General features: G+C 51.7%; 21 protein-coding genes. 12 read left to right on the top strand and 9 right to left on the bottom strand.

What is annotated here, in order from left to right; genetic code table 11:
• The first annotated feature begins 4 nt into the window (after nt 1-4).
• Both ACZ5TN_RS08320 and ACZ5TN_RS08315 read left to right on the top strand, forming a co-directional pair.
• On the top strand, nt 5-598 hold the full coding sequence (locus ACZ5TN_RS08320) for a phosphate signaling complex PhoU family protein (RefSeq protein WP_011250821.1): 594 nt from the start codon (nt 5-7) through the stop codon (nt 596-598).
• A 94-nt stretch (nt 599-692) separates the two neighbouring features.
• On the top strand, nt 693-1,082 hold the full coding sequence (locus ACZ5TN_RS08315; RefSeq protein WP_464916469.1) for a hypothetical protein: 390 nt from the start codon (nt 693-695) through the stop codon (nt 1,080-1,082).
• On the opposite strand, the gene ACZ5TN_RS08310 is transcribed toward ACZ5TN_RS08315, so the two are convergent.
• Together ACZ5TN_RS08310 and ACZ5TN_RS08305 are read right to left on the bottom strand one after the other, a co-directional pair.
• On the bottom strand, nt 1,083-1,760 hold the full coding sequence (locus tag ACZ5TN_RS08310) for a fumarylacetoacetate hydrolase family protein (RefSeq protein WP_054839444.1): 678 nt from the start codon (nt 1,758-1,760) through the stop codon (nt 1,083-1,085).
• A gap of 4 nt (nt 1,761-1,764) precedes the next feature.
• The gene (locus tag ACZ5TN_RS08305; protein WP_464916468.1) at nt 1,765-2,919 is read right to left on the bottom strand and encodes a tryptophan--tRNA ligase; all 1,155 of its coding nucleotides are present in this window, start codon (nt 2,917-2,919) and stop codon (nt 1,765-1,767) included.
• Between the two features lie 179 nt (nt 2,920-3,098).
• Between ACZ5TN_RS08305 and ACZ5TN_RS08300 the strand changes: the two genes are divergently transcribed.
• Together ACZ5TN_RS08300 and ACZ5TN_RS08295 are read left to right on the top strand one after the other, a co-directional pair.
• A complete protein-coding gene (locus ACZ5TN_RS08300) occupies nt 3,099-3,275 on the top strand; it encodes an antitoxin AF2212-like protein (protein WP_054839446.1) in 177 nt (58 codons plus the stop codon).
• Nucleotides 3,276-3,318: 43 nt separating this feature from the next.
• A complete protein-coding gene (locus ACZ5TN_RS08295; protein WP_464916467.1) occupies nt 3,319-4,161 on the top strand; it encodes a DMT family transporter in 843 nt (280 codons plus the stop codon).
• Here the strand turns inward: ACZ5TN_RS08295 and ACZ5TN_RS08290 are convergent, their stop codons facing one another.
• Nucleotides 4,162-5,529: an ATP-binding protein gene (locus tag ACZ5TN_RS08290; RefSeq protein WP_464916466.1), complete on the bottom strand. Its 1,368-nt coding sequence runs from the start codon at nt 5,527-5,529 to the stop codon at nt 4,162-4,164.
• A 99-nt stretch (nt 5,530-5,628) separates the two neighbouring features.
• On the opposite strand from ACZ5TN_RS08290, the gene ACZ5TN_RS08285 reads away from it, so the two are divergent.
• Genes ACZ5TN_RS08285 through ACZ5TN_RS08275 form a run of 3 tightly spaced genes read left to right on the top strand, consistent with a single transcriptional unit; the run spans nt 5,629 to nt 7,227 of the window.
• On the top strand, nt 5,629-6,405 hold the full coding sequence (locus ACZ5TN_RS08285) for an MBL fold metallo-hydrolase (RefSeq protein WP_464916465.1): 777 nt from the start codon (nt 5,629-5,631) through the stop codon (nt 6,403-6,405).
• Between the two features lie 58 nt (nt 6,406-6,463).
• Nucleotides 6,464-6,748 carry a hypothetical protein gene (locus ACZ5TN_RS08280; RefSeq protein ID WP_464916464.1) on the top strand — a complete coding sequence of 95 codons (285 nt, stop codon included), beginning with the start codon at nt 6,464-6,466 and terminating at the stop codon, nt 6,746-6,748.
• Nucleotides 6,739-7,227, top strand: coding sequence for a hypothetical protein (locus ACZ5TN_RS08275; RefSeq protein WP_054839449.1), 489 nt, complete (start codon nt 6,739-6,741; stop codon nt 7,225-7,227). The genes ACZ5TN_RS08280 and ACZ5TN_RS08275 overlap by 10 nt, the downstream gene beginning before the upstream one ends.
• Before the next feature lie 4 nt (nt 7,228-7,231).
• Here ACZ5TN_RS08275 and ACZ5TN_RS08270 read toward each other — a convergent pair whose 3' ends face one another.
• The gene (locus ACZ5TN_RS08270) at nt 7,232-8,641 is read right to left on the bottom strand and encodes an acetate--CoA ligase family protein (protein WP_464917590.1); all 1,410 of its coding nucleotides are present in this window, start codon (nt 8,639-8,641) and stop codon (nt 7,232-7,234) included.
• A gap of 186 nt (nt 8,642-8,827) precedes the next feature.
• Here ACZ5TN_RS08270 and ACZ5TN_RS08265 point away from each other — a divergent pair, with 186 nt between their 5' ends.
• The 4 genes from ACZ5TN_RS08265 to ACZ5TN_RS08250 all read left to right on the top strand — a co-directional run bounded on the left by ACZ5TN_RS08265 (nt 8,828) and on the right by ACZ5TN_RS08250 (nt 11,858).
• Complete coding sequence (locus tag ACZ5TN_RS08265; protein ID WP_011250832.1) at nt 8,828-9,409, top strand: winged helix-turn-helix domain-containing protein; 582 nt, start codon at nt 8,828-8,830, stop codon at nt 9,407-9,409.
• Between the two features lie 3 nt (nt 9,410-9,412).
• Nucleotides 9,413-9,718 (top strand): DUF211 domain-containing protein, encoded by a 306-nt coding sequence (locus tag ACZ5TN_RS08260; RefSeq protein ID WP_011250833.1) that lies wholly within the window; start codon nt 9,413-9,415, stop codon nt 9,716-9,718.
• Nucleotides 9,719-9,727: 9 nt separating this feature from the next.
• On the top strand, nt 9,728-10,285 hold the full coding sequence (locus tag ACZ5TN_RS08255) for an ArsR/SmtB family transcription factor (protein ID WP_054839451.1): 558 nt from the start codon (nt 9,728-9,730) through the stop codon (nt 10,283-10,285).
• Nucleotides 10,286-10,472: 187 nt separating this feature from the next.
• Entirely contained in the window at nt 10,473-11,858 is a 1,386-nt protein-coding gene (locus tag ACZ5TN_RS08250; RefSeq protein ID WP_464916463.1) for an alpha-amylase, read from the top strand.
• A gap of 12 nt (nt 11,859-11,870) precedes the next feature.
• Here the strand turns inward: ACZ5TN_RS08250 and ACZ5TN_RS08245 are convergent, their stop codons facing one another.
• Both ACZ5TN_RS08245 and ACZ5TN_RS08240 read right to left on the bottom strand, forming a co-directional pair.
• Entirely contained in the window at nt 11,871-12,494 is a 624-nt protein-coding gene (locus ACZ5TN_RS08245; RefSeq protein WP_464916462.1) for a hypothetical protein, read from the bottom strand.
• 9 nt (nt 12,495-12,503) lie between these two features.
• Nucleotides 12,504-13,946, bottom strand: coding sequence for an NAD(P)H-hydrate dehydratase (locus ACZ5TN_RS08240; RefSeq protein WP_464917589.1), 1,443 nt, complete (start codon nt 13,944-13,946; stop codon nt 12,504-12,506).
• Between the two features lie 89 nt (nt 13,947-14,035).
• Here ACZ5TN_RS08240 and ACZ5TN_RS08235 point away from each other — a divergent pair, with 89 nt between their 5' ends.
• Nucleotides 14,036-14,374 carry a hypothetical protein gene (locus ACZ5TN_RS08235; protein WP_464916461.1) on the top strand — a complete coding sequence of 113 codons (339 nt, stop codon included), beginning with the start codon at nt 14,036-14,038 and terminating at the stop codon, nt 14,372-14,374.
• On the opposite strand, the gene ACZ5TN_RS08230 is transcribed toward ACZ5TN_RS08235, so the two are convergent.
• From ACZ5TN_RS08230 to ACZ5TN_RS08220, 3 genes are all read right to left on the bottom strand, one after another.
• Nucleotides 14,348-15,355 (bottom strand): hypothetical protein, encoded by a 1,008-nt coding sequence (locus ACZ5TN_RS08230; protein ID WP_464917588.1) that lies wholly within the window; start codon nt 15,353-15,355, stop codon nt 14,348-14,350. The genes ACZ5TN_RS08235 and ACZ5TN_RS08230 overlap by 27 nt on opposite strands.
• A gap of 86 nt (nt 15,356-15,441) precedes the next feature.
• Complete coding sequence (locus tag ACZ5TN_RS08225) at nt 15,442-16,161, bottom strand: hypothetical protein (protein WP_464916460.1); 720 nt, start codon at nt 16,159-16,161, stop codon at nt 15,442-15,444.
• A complete protein-coding gene (locus tag ACZ5TN_RS08220) occupies nt 16,158-16,580 on the bottom strand; it encodes a hypothetical protein (protein WP_464916459.1) in 423 nt (140 codons plus the stop codon). Before ACZ5TN_RS08220 ends, ACZ5TN_RS08225 begins: the two co-directional genes overlap by 4 nt.
• Nucleotides 16,581-16,586 lie beyond the last annotated feature (6 nt).

The following is a 16,586-nucleotide window of genomic DNA, read 5'->3' as shown; positions in this document are numbered from 1 at the left end:
TACCATGAGAAAGCTCCTTGATATTGGTGAGGAACAGCTCAAAAAGCTGATAAACGAGATGGGAAACGATGCCCTCAACTCCCTGGAGAACGCCAGGAAAAGCCTCAAAGGAGAGTTCAACTCAACAGAGGAGATATCGAGCAAGCTCCACCTTCTCAGGAACGAGGTTCTCGATATAGCGACCGAGCTCCTCGTGAGGTACTCGCCGGTTGCCAGCGACCTGCGCTTCATCCAGAGCTCGATAGATGTCTCCTACGACCTCTACAGGATTTCGCGCTACGCCATGGAGATAGAGAGAACTGCGAAGATAGTAGGGGCAGAGGAGAGCGAACTCATCAGGGAGGGCTTTGAGCTAACTGTTGAGGCCGTTAAAACTGCAATAGAAGCCTTTGAGAACCTCGATGAAGTCTCGGCAGGAAAGCTCCTTGAGATAGATAACAGAATAGACGACCTCTACATCCAGTCGCTGGAGAACCTGAAAAGCTCGGCCTCTTCTCCGGTTGAGGCCCTCATAATGCGCCACCTGGAGAGGATAAGCGACCACGCGAAGGAAATCGGGGCGCGGGTCGTTTACGTGAAGGAAGGGAAGAGGGTGTAAAGCCAGTTTGCAAAGGGAAGATCTTCCACGCAATTTGGTAATTTTCCGTAAACTTTTTTAAGTTGTATTTCACATATTTTCTGGGGAGTGGCTTATGGGGAAGGCCAGCACTGTGATTTTAACCCTGATCCTCATCCTTGCAGTAGGCCTCGGCGTGAACTACGCGGTCAACAACTATGGGAGCTTCAACTACGAGTGGAAGAGGGGCTTCACGAACTACAACACCTACAACCTTGCCGGGAACTCCCTTCTCAACGGCTACATCAGGGCAGACGGAGATGTCAGCGTTTACATTCTCACCAAGGAGAACTTCAAAAAGATGAAGAACGGCGAGCCCTTCAGCTACTACAAGGCCTGGGAGCACGTTCGGAGCGTCGAGTTCGATGGCATTAAGATACCCGACGGAGACTACATCATCGTCGTCAAGAACGAAGGGGAAGGAATGCGGTGGATTTCGGCGAAGATCGTAAACAAAAAGGAATAGTCAGCACAGAATCGAGTCCTCAGCTAAAACGTCGAACTCCACCTTCCCTATCCCTTCTATCCACGCCTCTATGTGGTCGCCGTGCCTCAGCGGGCCTACGCCTGCCGGAGTTCCTGTCGCTATTATGTCCCCCGGTTCGAGCGTCATTATCGAGCTTATGTATTCTATCAGCTCTGGAACTTTAAAGACCATCTGACTCGTCCTTCCAAGCTGTCTGAGCTCGCCGTTCACCTTGAGACCGATTTCGAGGTCTTCAACCTTTAACTCGCGCCTGTCAACGATCCTTGGGCCAACAGGAGCGAAGGTATCGAAGCCTTTGGAGATAGTCCACGGAAGGCCCTTCTTCCTTGCCTCGGCCTGGAGGTCGCGAGCGGTTATGTCGAGCATTATCGTGTAGCCCAGGACGTAGTCCATCGCCTTTTCAGCTGGAACGCGCTTTGCGCGCTTCCCGATTATCACCGCCAGCTCGACCTCATGGTCAACCCTCTTGCTCATTCTGGGAAGGATTATTGGATTTCCAGGCCCTATTAGGGCGCTCGGTGGCTTGAGGAAGAAGACCGGCTTCTCCGGGACGTCGCTCTCCATTTCCTTTGCGTGCTCCGCGTAGTTTTTGGCCAAGGCCACTATCTTGCTCGGCCTGAGTTCGTAGTATGTATCGCGGAAGGGAAGGCGGACCATGGTATCACCCCTTCAGCGGCTCTGGAATGGCCTTATCCCACTGCTCCCGGGCGAGCTCGCCGGTGTACTTGAACTTCTCGACCTTCTTTTCCGCCTCCTTCCTCTTCTTCTGGTGCTCCTTGAGGAACTTCTGGACGCGCTCAATCAGCTCGCGCTTGCACTGACCGCAGGTCAGCTCGCCAGCTTTACAGGCGCGGTAGCGCTCCATGAGCTTCTCGTCGTCGGGTTCAAAGAAGATCTCGAACCACTTGAAGACGACGCACTTCTCCGGGTTCCCTCCCTTCTCGCGCTGCTCCTTGAGAGTCGGCTGGCCGCCGGTGAGGGCGAACTTCCATATCTTCTTTCCGGCCTCCTCGGGGTCGTCCGTGAGGTAAACGGCAGTTTCGGGCTTGCTCGCGCTCATCTTGCCCTCTAAGCTGGTCAAACCTGGCACGAACTTTGAGTGTATTGCAGCAGTCTTGTAGTAGCCAAGGCTTTCGGCGAAGTCTCTCTGGAGCCTCCAGTAGGGATCCTGATCTATTGCCGCCGGAATGAGACAGCGCTTCTTCTCGAAGAAGGTTGGAGCGGCCTGTATTGCTGGATAGAATATCATTCCAATCTTGCTCTGCTCGTTGAAGCCAAAAACAGCCCTCGCCATCGAGAAGTTTATCTTCTTCGCTATCGGGAGGGCCATCTCGTAAATCTTGGTAAACTCACTGTTCTGGAAGATGAATGTCTTGTCCGGGTCAAAGCCTACCGCTATGATATCCAGAATGTTCTCGTAGGCCCATCTCTTGGTGTCCTCAAAGCTCAGCTTCTCCTTGAAGAGGAACTTCTCGTCGTCGGTTATCTGGATGTAGAGGTTGACGTCGAAGTTCTCCTGGAGCCACTTGGTAGCGAAGAACGGGATTATGTGGCCGATGTGCATCGGGCCGCTCGGACCCCTCCCAGTGTAGAGGAAGAAGCCCCTCCCACTCTCATAATCCGCTAAAACCTTGTCGTAGTCCCTGTGGGAGAAGAAGAACCTCCTCCTGAAGAATATCGGAAGTTCGCTCTTCGTGAGCTCTGCCGTCTTCTCTATCAGCTCGTCCGTCAGCGGGCTCGTTCCGAACTGCTCTATCAGCTTGTTGTAGTCCACGACACCCTCAACGTCCCATGGGGTAACCTTAAAGTCGTCCATTCAAACACCTCCGCTTCCAGTGGAAACCAAACTCCAGACTAAGGCGGTGCAGAAGAGGTTGGCTTCACCAGGGCCAAAAACGACCACCGAGCATGGAAGAAAAAAGGGCGGAGAGATTTTAAAGTTTTTGGGTGCGAAAGTGTTTTTAGGAAAAGGGAGCACATCCAATTGGTGGGAGTATGGAGGTAGTTGAGGCTATTTATGAAAACGGCATCCTCAAGCTCAAGAAAAAGCTCAACTTACCCGACGGTACCGAGGTCAGCGTTAAGCTCATTCCCAAGAAAATATCCGAGAAGACCTTTGGAATCGTGAAGCTTGAGAAAGAGGAAGTTGACAAGCTGATCCAGGACTTATGACTTACTGAAAAAGCTTTTTTACCTGTTGCTTCTATCCGTCATCATGAAGGCCGAAACAGAAGGCACACTCCTCGCTTTCCTTGTCCTCCTGGCTCTGGGCCTTGAGCCGGCCGTTATAAAGGCCAATCCTTCCAACCCAATCGGTTTCATAGCCCTGTCCGTCTTCTTCGCGGCCATTATCCTGTGGACGGTTCTTTTGACAACTGGCAGGTTCAAGGAAATCCTGGAAAAACCCGCCGAGCTTAAGAGGACGTTCCTGACTGGCCTCTTCGCCACTGCCATAGCCTACTCCCTCTACTCCCTCGGAACCAGCATGAGCACCGCCGTGAACTCCGCCATAATAACGCGACTTGAGGTGTTCTATTCCCTCGCGATCGGCTGGCTCCTCCTCAGGGAGAGAGTGAGCGGGAAAGCATTAGCCGCTTCCCTCCTTCTCTTTGGCGGGGTCTTTCTCGTCCTCACGCAGGGAAAGGGGATAACACCGAGGAAAGGTGACCTCCTGCTCCTCATAACGCCGCTCTTCTGGCAGCTGGGGCATGCCGTTGCCAAGTTCACAGACTACTCACCGCTGACGATAGCGACACTCAGGAACACCTTCGGCTTCCTGCTCCTGCTTCCGCTTGCCCTCATGAGCGGAATCCAGTTCATGAGCCTTGCTCTCGCTGAAGGCGTCATAATAGCCGCAACCCAGGCCCTCTGGTATGCATCAATCTCGCGGATAAACCTCTCGAAGGCCACCGCGATTCTCACACCGGCTCCAGCCCTCACGATAGCCGTGGCCATAGCCTTCCTTGGAGAGAAGGTTGGGGTTTACCACCTGCTCGGCTTTCTTCTTGTGACAATCGGAACGCTCCTGATAGCCTTTGAGGAAAGCGGGACGAGGTAGTCAGGTTGATGTTTCGAAGTCCCCCAAGTCCCAGACCAGCCAACAATCTTCTCTAAGCCCCTCTTTTCCCTCGGCGCTTTTAGCCACCAGCCCGTAATACTTCTTCCACCCGTCCAGTCCAACGAGCTCCACCTTCCTCTCCAAGTCCTTCAAAATCCCCCTCACTTCCCTCTCGCTCAAATCCTTCCACTTGACCTCAACGAACAGAGCCTTCTTCTCACGCTCGTTCAAGGCCACTAGGTCAATTTCCTCACCCTTACGCCACCACTTTCCAATCTTGGTGAACCTGAAATGGAGCTTTCCTGCCCTGTTCATCTCCCTGAGGAAGTCCGCGCTGACCTTTTCAAAGACGAAGCCGAGATAGCGGTTGTATTCCTCTTCAAAGTTCTCGATGTAGCCAAAGTCGAGGAGCTGTGAGCGGTTGGGGTAGATGAAGCGGAACCAGAAGTTGAAGTAGAGGTCGCTCAGGTAGTAGCGCGCGTTCCTCTTCCGCTCTGGCTCGCCTACAGGATGCCTCTCCTCTACTATGTGGAGAGTCTGCAGGTTGCTGAGGTACTTTGAGACGGTTGAGCCTGGAAGCCCGGTGAAGCTCACTATCTCCCCGAACTTCGTCTTTCCGAAGGCTATGGCCTTGAGTATCGCGAAGTACCTGGCGGGTTCTCTCAGCTCGCTCCTGAGGAGGAACTCCGCCTCGTCGAAGAGCGGCTTGTTGGGCTGGAAGACTTCCTCAAGGCTTTCCCCAGCATTCAGCCGGAACTGGACTTCCCTGAGGTAGGCCGGAATCCCGTCGGTTATCCCGTATATCCTCACGAGCTCCTCCCAGCTTTTCTCTGGGAAGAAATCCCTCAGGTGGAGAAAGCTCAGGGGCTTAAGCATTATGGACAGCGTCCTCCTCCCGTAGAGGGGGCTTTTGTAGCCGAGGACGTGGCTCTCCATCACGCTGATGGCAGAGCCCGTCAGGACGAGCTTGAGCCCCTTGGCCGAGTCCCATATCTTCTGGAACTTTGAAACCAGCCCCCTGTTGGCCTTCAAAAGGTTCGGGAACTCGTCTATTATCACGACAACTCCAGAACCGTCGAGGAGCCCGAAAAGCTCCTCCCACGAGAGCTCGGCCTTCTCAACCAGAGGGTTTCCAAGGGCCTTTGCAACTAAGCTCTTGAAAGTTCTGAGGTTTTCGCTCTCGAGGGTCTCCTCCGCGAAGAAGTAGATGTGGGGAATATCTTCCACCGACTTCTTAACGAGCGCGGTCTTTCCAACCCTTCTCCTCCCGTAAACGATTATCAGCTCTTTCCGGTTACTCTCATAGGCTCCCCTGAGGGCTTTCAGCTCTTCAGCCCTATTAACAAATTGTTCACTCATGATTATCATAATTTAGTGTGAACTATTTAAGCCTTTACATGATTCGAAAAAGACAAGCTAAATGCTCAAGCTTAAATTTCCCCGTTAGAATTGGGGAGAGGTGATGCCATGAAGGTCATCATCCTCGGCTCCGGCTCATACAGTGGAACTCCCAAGCCCCTCTGCACCTGCGAGAACTGTTCAAGGGCGAGGATAAACCCAGCGTTGAGGAGAACGCGCTTTTCACTCTATATTGAGGGTGGAATCCTAGTTGACCCCAGCCCGGATCTGCACTACCACCTTGAGCGGCTGAACAGGAAAGTTGAGAAGGTATTCATAACCCACGCCCACTTCGACCACATAGCGGGCTTTCCGGAGCTTCAGGTCTTCAAGAGGATAGACGTCTACTCCCACAGGCAGGCGATTGATATGGCCAAGCACCTATCGGCCATCTTCCTCGGGGGAGCCGCTCCAGAAAACAGGGACTGGGGCTATCACGAGCTCGAATTCGGGAAATGGTATGAGATTGACGGGATGAAAGTCCATCACTTCAGAACGACCCACCGCTCGATTGAGAACGCCGGCGGCTTCCTCTTTGAAATCAAAGGAAAAAGAATAGCCGTAACCGGGGACACAGGGCCGGAGATACTAAAGGATAAGAAAACGCTTAAGCTCCTAGAAGGCGCTGACCTTCTTATAGCAGAGATGACCCACAGGGAGTCAATCCCCGGAACTCACCTCGGGGTGGAAGATGCCATAAAGCTGGCAGAGATAACGAGCGCTTCCTACGCCGTCTTCGCCCACATAAGCCACAGCAACTATACACACGAGGTTCTTGAGAAGAGAGTGAGGGAGAGCGGAATAAAAGGAGAGGTCGCGAGGGACTTCACATGGATTGAACTATAAACAAGAATTACAAAAACTTTTATATATTCCATGCTTTATACTATTTTTGGTGGTATAGATGTTGGATACTGACATAATGGTTGCAAAAATTGGGTGGTCATTCAACAACTGGAGAGGATTTGACCAGGAGATGTTCAAGAACAGGCTTCTTTACGACTTTGAGTACATTAGGAATACAGGGTTCGGACATGAGCTGTGGAACTTCTACGAGGGATTCAGCAAAAACAACTACTTTGGCCACATTGAGGGTAATCCAGCCAACTTTACTTCGGGTATTGTGCTTTTTGTCTCAAAATTCATTGATCCTCGGGACCCAAGGCCAGGGGGAGTTCATTGTACTTAGTTGGATTGTATGGAAACGCAATATACGAACCCAATGGCTTCAAAACCGGTACGAGAATCGTTGATCTTCTGCCTGACTATGCGGTTGAACATATCGAAAATCTTGTCCAAATGAGATCGTGGAAGGGAAAGGACCCAGACCGCCACTTGGAATACCTTGAAAGGCTATTGGACGGTGAGGAATACACGGCCAGGCTTGTTGCCAGCAAGAAGTACTCCACCGCGTTCATCCCAAGATACAATGGATATGTTGAAATAGACAAAACCGATATAGGAGTTGAAGAGGTTAAACAGTGGAAGTTCACGTACAGGATCCCTCTAGAAAACGCACTCAGGCTACTTGATATAGCAATATTCCGACATGAACGCATAGCAAGAAATGAAGTTGAGGAATCTGTGCCAGGAGAACTCAGAAAACAAGCAATAGAAATAGCCACAAGGATTAAAAGAGTCAAAAAGATTTTAGAGCGCTTGGGCTAAAAGCTCAAAGCCTCCCGTTCTCCCTCAGCCACTCTCCGTATTTTACGAGAGCATAGACGGCGTCAACGCCGTCCTCAACCGTCTCGTAGACTGGAATGCCCTTCAGCTCGATGTTCCTTGCCATCTTGTGCGGGTAGTCTCCACCCGGAGCAACGAAGACTATCGGCTTGCCATAGACCTTCATCCTCTCCATGGCATCAACGATTCCCTCGTCGAGGGCAGGGCTCTGGAAGAGGGCTATGACGACGAGGACGTCAACGTTCGGATCTTCGAGGGCGTAGCGCATGGCGATCTCATAGCGGCTCGATGGAGCATCTCCTATGACGTCTATCGGGTTCTTGTAGCTCATATGCGCCGGAAGCTTTCCTTCCTCGATGTCCTTCTTAAAGCGCTCGTTGGTTTCTTCGCTAAGCTCGGCGAGCTTCATGCCCCTCTCAAGCAGGCCGTCGCTCATCATGACTCCAGCGCCGCCGCCGTTGGTGACGATGGCCACGCGGTCGCCCTTTGCCGGGCTCTGCATTGCCAAGGCCTTGGCGTAGTTGAAGAGCTGTCTCATGCTCTTGGCCTCTAAAACTCCAGTCTGCTCGAAAGCCGCCTGGTATATCTTGTAAGAGCCTGCCAGAGAGCCAGTATGGGAAGCGGCAGCCTTTGCTCCAGCTTCAGTTCTTCCGCTCTTGAGGACAACGACGGGCTTCTTGAGGGTGACCTCTTTGGCGGTGTTGAAGAACTTCCTGCCGTCCTTGACGCCCTCGATGTAGCCGGTTATGACGCCGGTCTTTGGATCGTCGCCGAGGTATGCCATGAAGTCGCTCTCGTCCAGATCTGCCATGTTGCCGAGGCTGATGAACTTGCTCATACCAATCTTGTGGCTCGCGGCCCAGTCGAGGATCGCCGCGCCGAAGGCACCGCTCTGGCTCATGAAGGCGACCTTTCCGAAGGGCGGCCTGGCCTGCCTTTCGGGCGGGTTGAAGTTGCAGTCGAAGCCGTTCTCAAGGTTGGTAACTCCCAGACAGTTCGGGCCGACTACCCTTATACCCCACTTCTTGGCCCTTCTAACGAGCTCCTCCTCAAGATCGGCCCTTCCAGCCTCTTTGAAGCCTGCGGAGATGACAACTGCTGCCTTAACGCCCTTCTCTCCGCACTCGTCAATGACATCGGGCACGAACTTTGCGGGGACTGCTATGACGGCGACATCAACCTCATCGGGAATCTCCTTAACGCTCCTGTAGACCTTAAACTTCTTGCCGTTTACTTCAATCTCCCCGCCCTTAACGTTGACGGGGTAAACCTTTCCATCGAAGCGGAGGGTTATCGAGCGCATTATGGCGTTTCCAACCTTTCCGGGCACGTTTGAGGCACCTATGACTGCGACGCTCTTGGGATAAAACAGGAAGTCCAGGTTCGGGGTCTCCACTGAAATCACCTCCGAAGCTTTTTCGGGCATGAGTTTTTAAGGGTTCCTGGATATGGATTTTATATCCATTGGTGGTCAGGCTTTACATATATAAACCTGACGGTGATGAAGTTTCGGAAGAGAACAAAAGAGTTAAATGCCCGAACGTTAAAAGAGACGTTAGAACGTTTAAATTGGGTGGTCGAAATGGCAAAGGTAAAGGTGATCACTGACCCAGAGGTCATAAAGCTGATGCTCGAAGACACAAGGAGGAAGATACTCCAACTCTTGAGAAACAGGGAGATGACGATCTCTCAGCTGAGCGAAATCCTCGGAAAGACGCCTCAGACAATCTATCACCACATTGAGAAGCTCAAGGAGGCTGGACTGGTAGAGGTCAAGCGGACGGAGATGAAGGGAAACCTCGTGGAGAAGTACTACGGAAGAACAGCTGACGCATTCTATATAAACCTCTACCTCGGCGACGAGGAGCTCCGCTATTTTGCCCGCTCAAGGCTCAAGACGAAGCTCGAGATATTCAAAGCCCTTGGCTACGAGTTCAACGATGAGGAGCTTCTCAACGTCATGGACGAACTCCTCAAGAAGGAGCATGACTACAAGACGGAGATTTCAAAGGAGATTGAAGTAAACGAGGAAAAACTAAAGGACTTCTCAAACGAGGACATAATCCACGCAATAGAGTGGCTTGCCATGGCCAAGATGGGTAGAGACGAAGAGGTTTTGAACCTCCTCAGAAAGCTGGGCGAGATACTCAAAAAGGAGGAATAATGGATGGCGAGGGGGATAAGGCTTCTCGTACTGGACGTGCTCAAGCCGCACCAGCCGATGGTCACTGACCTCGCGCTTGGTCTGAGCGAGCTTGAGGGGGTTGACGGCGTCAACATAACCCTTGTCGAGATCGACAAGGAGACTGAGAACGTAAAGATAACCATAATGGGCGACAACCTTGACTACGAGGAGATCGTCAGAACAATCGAGGAGTTCGGCGGCGTCGTCCACAGCATAGATATGGTGGCAGCCGGAAAGAGGATAATCGAAGAAGAAGAAACCCCGCAGGACAAACTGGAGGAGTACTGAGGGCCTGCTATGAGGGAAGTTTTGATAATCACAAACCCCAAAACCGTAAAGGTGCTCTCCGACCCAACCAGATTCCAGATACTCAAACTGCTCAGAGAGAGGCCAATGAGCGTCAATGAGCTGAGCGACCTCCTGGGAAAGGACAGAACAACTGTTTACAGACACATAAAGGCGCTAGAAGCTGAAGGTCTCGTGGAGGAGATAGACACGGAGGGAAACGAGAAAATATACGCAAGAACGGCCAGGATGTTCCTGATAAAGGCAGAACCCGATGAGAGCATCGAGGAGTTCAGACAGTCCTACCTGCAGGTCGAGGCTGAAAGAATAGTTATGATACTCGAAAAGAGTGGCTTCCAGATAAAGGACAGGGAAGCCCTCAAGGCCCTTATAAAGGAAGTCCTCAATACAATCGAACTCCGCTCTCAGCCAGTCATAAAGAGAATTTCAGATGCCAACATTGAACTGACGGAGATAGAGCTGTTCCACCTCCTCAACATGCTCGTCTTCTTCCAGAGCTGCGAGCTCTGCGATCACGCGAAAAGAGTTAAAGACCTCATCTCGTTCTGATGCGTCCATTCTTGTTAATTTCTATTTTGGACTTTCAAGTTGTTGGCAACTCCAACGTAACATAAAGACACAAAACCAATATTGAGCATTGTGCATAGTAATGTTCTCCAATGTTCTTAAATGGCAAAACTTAAATATTTCACCAGCAGTGATACATAGAGACACCGCTGAACACAGAGGTGGTTCCATGAAGAAGTTTGTCGCCCTGCTCATAACCATGTTTTTCGTAGTGAGCATGGCTGCCGTTGCACAGCCAGCTAGCGCCGCAAAGTATTCCGAACTCGAAGAAGGCGGCGTTATAATGCAGGCCTTCTACTGGGACGTTCCAGCGGGAGGAATCTGGTGGGATACAATCAGAAGCAAGATACCGGAGTGGTACGAGGCTGGAATCTCCGCCATCTGGATTCCGCCAGCCAGCAAGGGCATGGGAGGAGCTTATTCAATGGGCTACGACCCATACGACTTCTTCGACCTCGGCGAGTACAACCAGAAGGGAACAGTTGAAACTCGCTTTGGCTCAAAGCAGGAGCTTATCAACATGATAAACACCGCCCATGCCTACGGCATAAAGGTCATAGCTGATATCGTCATAAACCACCGCGCGGGCGGAGACCTCGAGTGGAACCCGTTCGTTGGGGACTACACCTGGACGGACTTCTCGAAGGTGGCCTCGGGCAAATATACCGCCAACTACCTCGACTTCCACCCCAACGAGGTCAAGTGCTGTGACGAGGGCACATTTGGAGGTTTCCCAGACATAGCCCACGAGAAGGAGTGGGACCAGCACTGGCTCTGGGCGAGCGACGAGAGCTACGCCGCCTACCTAAGGAGCATCGGCGTTGATGCCTGGCGTTTCGACTACGTAAAGGGCTACGGAGCGTGGGTCGTCAAGGACTGGCTCAACTGGTGGGGCGGCTGGGCCGTCGGTGAGTACTGGGACACGAACGTTGATGCACTCCTCAATTGGGCATACTCGAGCGGCGCCAAGGTCTTCGACTTCCCGCTCTACTACAAAATGGACGAGGCCTTTGACAACACCAACATCCCGGCCTTGGTTGATGCCCTCCAGAACGGGGGAACCGTCGTCTCTCGCGACCCGTTCAAGGCCGTAACCTTTGTAGCAAACCACGACACCGATATAATCTGGAACAAGTACCCTGCTTATGCTTTCATCCTCACCTACGAGGGCCAGCCCGTCATATTCTACCGCGACTACGAGGAGTGGCTCAACAAGGACAAGCTTAACAACCTAATCTGGATACACGACCACCTCGCGGGTGGAAGCACGAGCATAGTCTACTACGACAGCGACGAGCTGATCTTCGTGAGGAACGGCGACTCCAAGAGGCCGGGACTGATAACGTACATCAACCTCGGCTCTAGCAAGGTCGGAAGGTGGGTGTACGTGCCGAAGTTCGCGGGCGCGTGCATCCACGAGTACACCGGCAACCTCAGAGGCTGGGTAGACAAGTACGTCGAGTCGAGCGGCTGGGTCTATCTCGAAGCTCCAGCTTACGACCCTGCCAGCGGGCAGTACGGCTACACCGTCTGGAGCTACTGCGGGGTTGGATGATAGCCCCCTTTTTCATTCCTTTTGGATTTCATAGACCTCATCCGTTAGATAACTTCCTGTAACTCTCTCGACCGGAATCTCAACCGTCCCATTTCCCGTTTCAATTCTTACCAGCACATCGTAGAGCCTCCCCCTCACTTCGACGGTCTCGTTCACGCAGGTGGTCTCATTCGCTGTCCTGAACTTGAAGATTAGTATTGCATTCCTCTCTAGGCTGTAACCTATGTAGGTGGCATTGAGACAGCCGGTCAAGGTTATGCGTCTCGTTAAGGCATCATCAAGAGTTTTGTAGCAGTTCTCTCCCCTGAAAACAAAAGTGTCATTCAGGCTCTCCGCCCTGCAGAAGAGCGTTGAGCCGTCCTGTATCTCGACGATGACGTAGTCGGGGGCAACGTCAAAGACTTCTTCAAGTTCCCAAACGTTCTTTCCCGCTGGTGACTCTTTAAAGCGAAAAACGGCAACGTGGGTGACGGCGTTTGGATAGCCCTTGAGCAACTCGGCTCCGTTAAACTCTACCGGTCTTTGAAACTCCGCGTGGAACCTGGCTGGATACTTCTCGGATGAGTCCAGGAGAAATGTAAAAACCACAACCGAGGTGAGAACTAAAAAGAGAAAGAGGCCAACGACTCGCTTCATGAGACCACCTCAAAACTCCAGCACCCACTTTACTGCCTGCGGCACCTTTTCGGCAACGTCCAAAGCCGTGAAGTTCTCTCCCATCTCTTCCTTCACCATATCGCCAGCGAGGCCGTTTAGGAAGGCCCCAGCAGAGGCGGCTCTCAGCGGAGAGTTTCCAAGCGCAAGGAGTGCTCCAACTAAGCCAGCCAAAACGTCTCCAGTCCCGCCGGTCGTCATGCCCCTGTTGCCGGTTTTGTTGTACTTCCAGACCTTCCCGTCGCTTATGATGTCATAGGCTCCCTTGAGCAGGACCGTTCCCCCAACGCCCTTTGCTTTCTCCACCACGAGCTTCGCCTTCTCTTCAAGGCTTCCTTCAGGCTTCTCACCAAACAGTATCCTGAACTCACCGGCGTGGGGTGTCAGAACGAAGTTCTTGCCCTTGAGAACGTCCAAATCCTCGGCGACGGCCTTCAGGGCGTCGGCGTCTATAACTACAGGCTTCTCGCACCAGCGGAGGAACTCAAGGATGAACTCCTTTGTCTCGGCCCTCTGTCCAATTCCCGGCCCGATAACGACTGCATCAACCCCATCAGCTATTGCCAGAACGTCCTCAACGTCTTCCTTCCTGAAGTTTCTCCTCTCAAAGGGACGCAGGATTACGTTGGGGTCGTTTATTCTCCTCGCCGAATACTCGGGCATCGCAAGGTAGACCAGATCAACGAGGTATGAAGCCGCTTTCGCCGCGAGATAAGGCGCTCCGAAGTAGTCCTCACTCCCACCGATCACGAGGAGCTTCCCGTTCTGCCCCTTGTGCTCGCCCTTCTTCCCCAGCGCGAACTTGGCATCGCCCGGGCCCACTATGTGGTAAAGCTCCTTCGGGTAGCCTATTTTCACGATAACGCGCTCGAAACCCCCGTATTCTTCCTTGTCCCACTGGAAAGTGACGGCAAAATCACACTTAACGCGGAGATCGCTCGGATAACCGCTTGGCAGGTCAATGCTGACTATCTTGGCTTTTCCGGAGTACTCGTTTATCTTCTCGATGGCGCTCCGTATCGGCTCCCTCGGCTCCCCTTTAGTGCCCGCTCCAAGGAGCGCATCCACTATAACATCAAAGCCAGAAAGGTCGAGGGACTTGATGTAAGACGAGTCCTTTAGAATTCTGATCTTAACGAAGTCAAGCTTTTTGAGAATCTCCCAGTTGTGCTTTGCCTCATCGCTCCTTATCTTCGCCTCGTCGCCAACGAGGAAGAGGGTAACATCGTTCTCGAAGCTGAGGTGTCTCGTCGCGACGAAGCCGTCGCCCCCGTTGTTTCCAGTTCCAGAAAAGACCGCTACCTTAAGCCCCTTCCCGAGGCGCTCCTCGATAACTCTCGCGACTCCAGCACCTGCGTTCTCCATGAGCTGAACCGGTGAAATCCCAAGCCACTTAGCGTTTATGTCCCAGATATAAACGTCTTCGATTCTCATGCGCACCACCAGTACAATTTCGGAGGGAAATAATAAAAGGGCATCGCAAGAGTTTTATACTCACAGGCGTAATAATCTCGGGGGCACCCATGATCGTTGAGGCCATCTTCGGCTTCCTGTTCATGCTCGGCTGGGCGCTTTCCTATGCCTACGTTGCAAGGATCAAAAGCACGCCCAGGGCCATCCTTGGAGTTTCCCTGCTCTATGGGGTGATGTTGCTCTTCTCCAAGCTCCGCTTTGAGAGCTACAAACACGGAGGCAACCTACTCGGGTGGCTGATGGGAATCGCTTCGGGCTTCTTTGTCGGCCTGTGGCTCGTTCAAAAACACGGGCCAGACAAGATGACAGAGGAGAGTGCGGTGGCGATGCTCCTCGTCGGCCCGGTGATTCTTGTGGGCCTTTTAATCGCCGTGATGTTGCTGTTTTAGCATCGCCGCGCTTTTCTTCCCTGATGCTAAGGGCACGAGCGCCAGGAGAAGCAGGGTGCCAATGCCGCATACCTTTTCTTGATCCGGCTGGCCGAGGGTTTCTCTACACTCCGGAAGTTCTTGAATACCCGTACTCAAATCGAGGCGCCTCAGATTCTTCCCATTGTAAAAGAACACGAGCGGAAGCTCCGAAAGGAAACCGCTTTTCTCAACTCTAATCTCGTCAGGATAATAAATTAGAATCCCTTTATCAAAGGGCAGTGCATATAGAGCAGATAAAGCCCTGGAGAGCTCTTTGCCTTCAAAAAAGTCTGAGAAATACCTTTCAAACTCGGAAACGGGGATTCTGAAGTTCAAGTTCTCAAAAGTTACGAAGCCGTCATTAATTTTTCCCCTGATGCCCTCCAGACTTCCAGTATTCCCAGCGAAGAAGTAGTCCAGTACGGGACTTTCCGTACAGTCCGACTCCACCGTGCCGTTCTGAAGCTCCACTCTCGTGCAGTTCCAGACCATCTCGGCGCATCCATCAAATCGGTAAACCCTCGTCTCAATCCTCCTGGCGGCAATCGTGAAGTTACGGACTTCACCGTTGACGATCAGCGTAACGTTCCCGTGGGGAACAGTTTTCTCCCTTCGCTGCAGGATATAGAAAGTCCCGTTGATTTTCGTCACTATCGATGGCTCACCGAGTAAAGGGTTGCTTTTCCCCAAAAAGAGCAGGTCGCTTCCGTTGAAGAGGTAGTAGAGGTCGTACTCCCCATCGGGCATGTTGCGGCGAAGGGCTTTCTCCCCGGCGATTTCCCCACATATCCACTCGGAATGATGGATAACGATAAACGCATAGCCACCTCCAGGCAGCACGGATGTTATTGAGTAGGCCTCGTAGGGGATGCATCTCCCGCCTGAGACGAAGGGAGAAGAGAACAGCGATAACAGCAAAATCAAAAGCAGGCTCCTTTTAAAAAGGGCGCCCATATTCATCACCAGTATATCATAAAATCTAGACAACTTAAATCTACCTGAACAACCACAGGTTAAAATTCCCCTACCAAAACCAACGTCGGAAGTTAACGGTAAAGTCCTACATTTTTGACGAAATCAAGAGCGAGAATAACAATAGCTACCCCCGCTCCCATCTCCATAAAGAAATCCCCGTCGCTCAAGAACACCATAAAAAGGAAGTAAATGGACAGAGATATGCTCCTGAAAACGGCACTCTTTCCCCGGATAAGAGGGGACACCCCAGCGATTATAGTAAAGAAGTAAGCGAGAAGAGTGCAGAGTGCACTAAATCTAGGGAAATTATCGGAGCAAAGCCATCTGTATCCAAATAAAACGGCGTACGTTAGAGTCCCAAGGACAAACAGCACATACTCCCAAGCGAGTAGTACAATGACCGCAGACTCGACTAAATTCTTTTTGAGAGCAAAGGGGGTAACTTTACTCCACGATAGAACCAATGAAAGAACAAAGCCAGCGAAGGCTAGAACTCTCTCGGAGCTCACCCACTTCCAAGCGGCAAAGAATGTAACAACAAAGTATATCGCAAGAACTCCACCTGAAAGGCAAAAACGACCAGCAAGGAAAAATATTGGGAAGAGCAGACCAAAAAAGAACATTCCCCAAGCAAAGAGCCGACAAAAACTCCCATAAATAACTGTTCCAAAAACTGGGCATTCTAAACCAAGGAAGCCGAAAGAATAGGCTGCTTCAAAATGTATGAACAGTATAAAAAGAGAAACAAAGATCAATATAGAGATAGTTCTGGCCTTCCTCCTCACGTTCATGAGGCATACCTCCTAAGATTCTTAGGACGCCCACACGCTCTTTGAATTTTACAATAAACTAGACTAACCAAAAACACCGGCAAATACCACAGGAGCGCCCATCCAAAAAATGGTGCATACCCATAAGTCCGGCCATTTACCAGGAGCTCCACCACCGCAGATGGGAACTCAAAGACGATCGCAAGCGCCAGGTAAACCTTTGTTAAAGCCCCTATCCATGGCTTCTCAGAGAAAATAAGGACAATAAGCTCAATCACACCCATTAAGGCGATGTAAACCACTAGCGCCCAAGAAGGAATTCTCGTGAAAATCCAGAAGTTGTACATAACCGTGAGAAAAAGAGGATAGCCGAAGGCAAATACCCTCAGGAAGAGCCTGAGAAGGAAGAGAAGCCTGGCGTATTCTTTCACAGCGTTCACCTCAAA

The organism is Thermococcus sp. JCM 11816, from assembly GCF_055396515.1.
The sequence above is the reverse complement of the archived record's forward strand: the minus strand, read 5'-3'. Positions and strand labels throughout refer to the sequence as shown.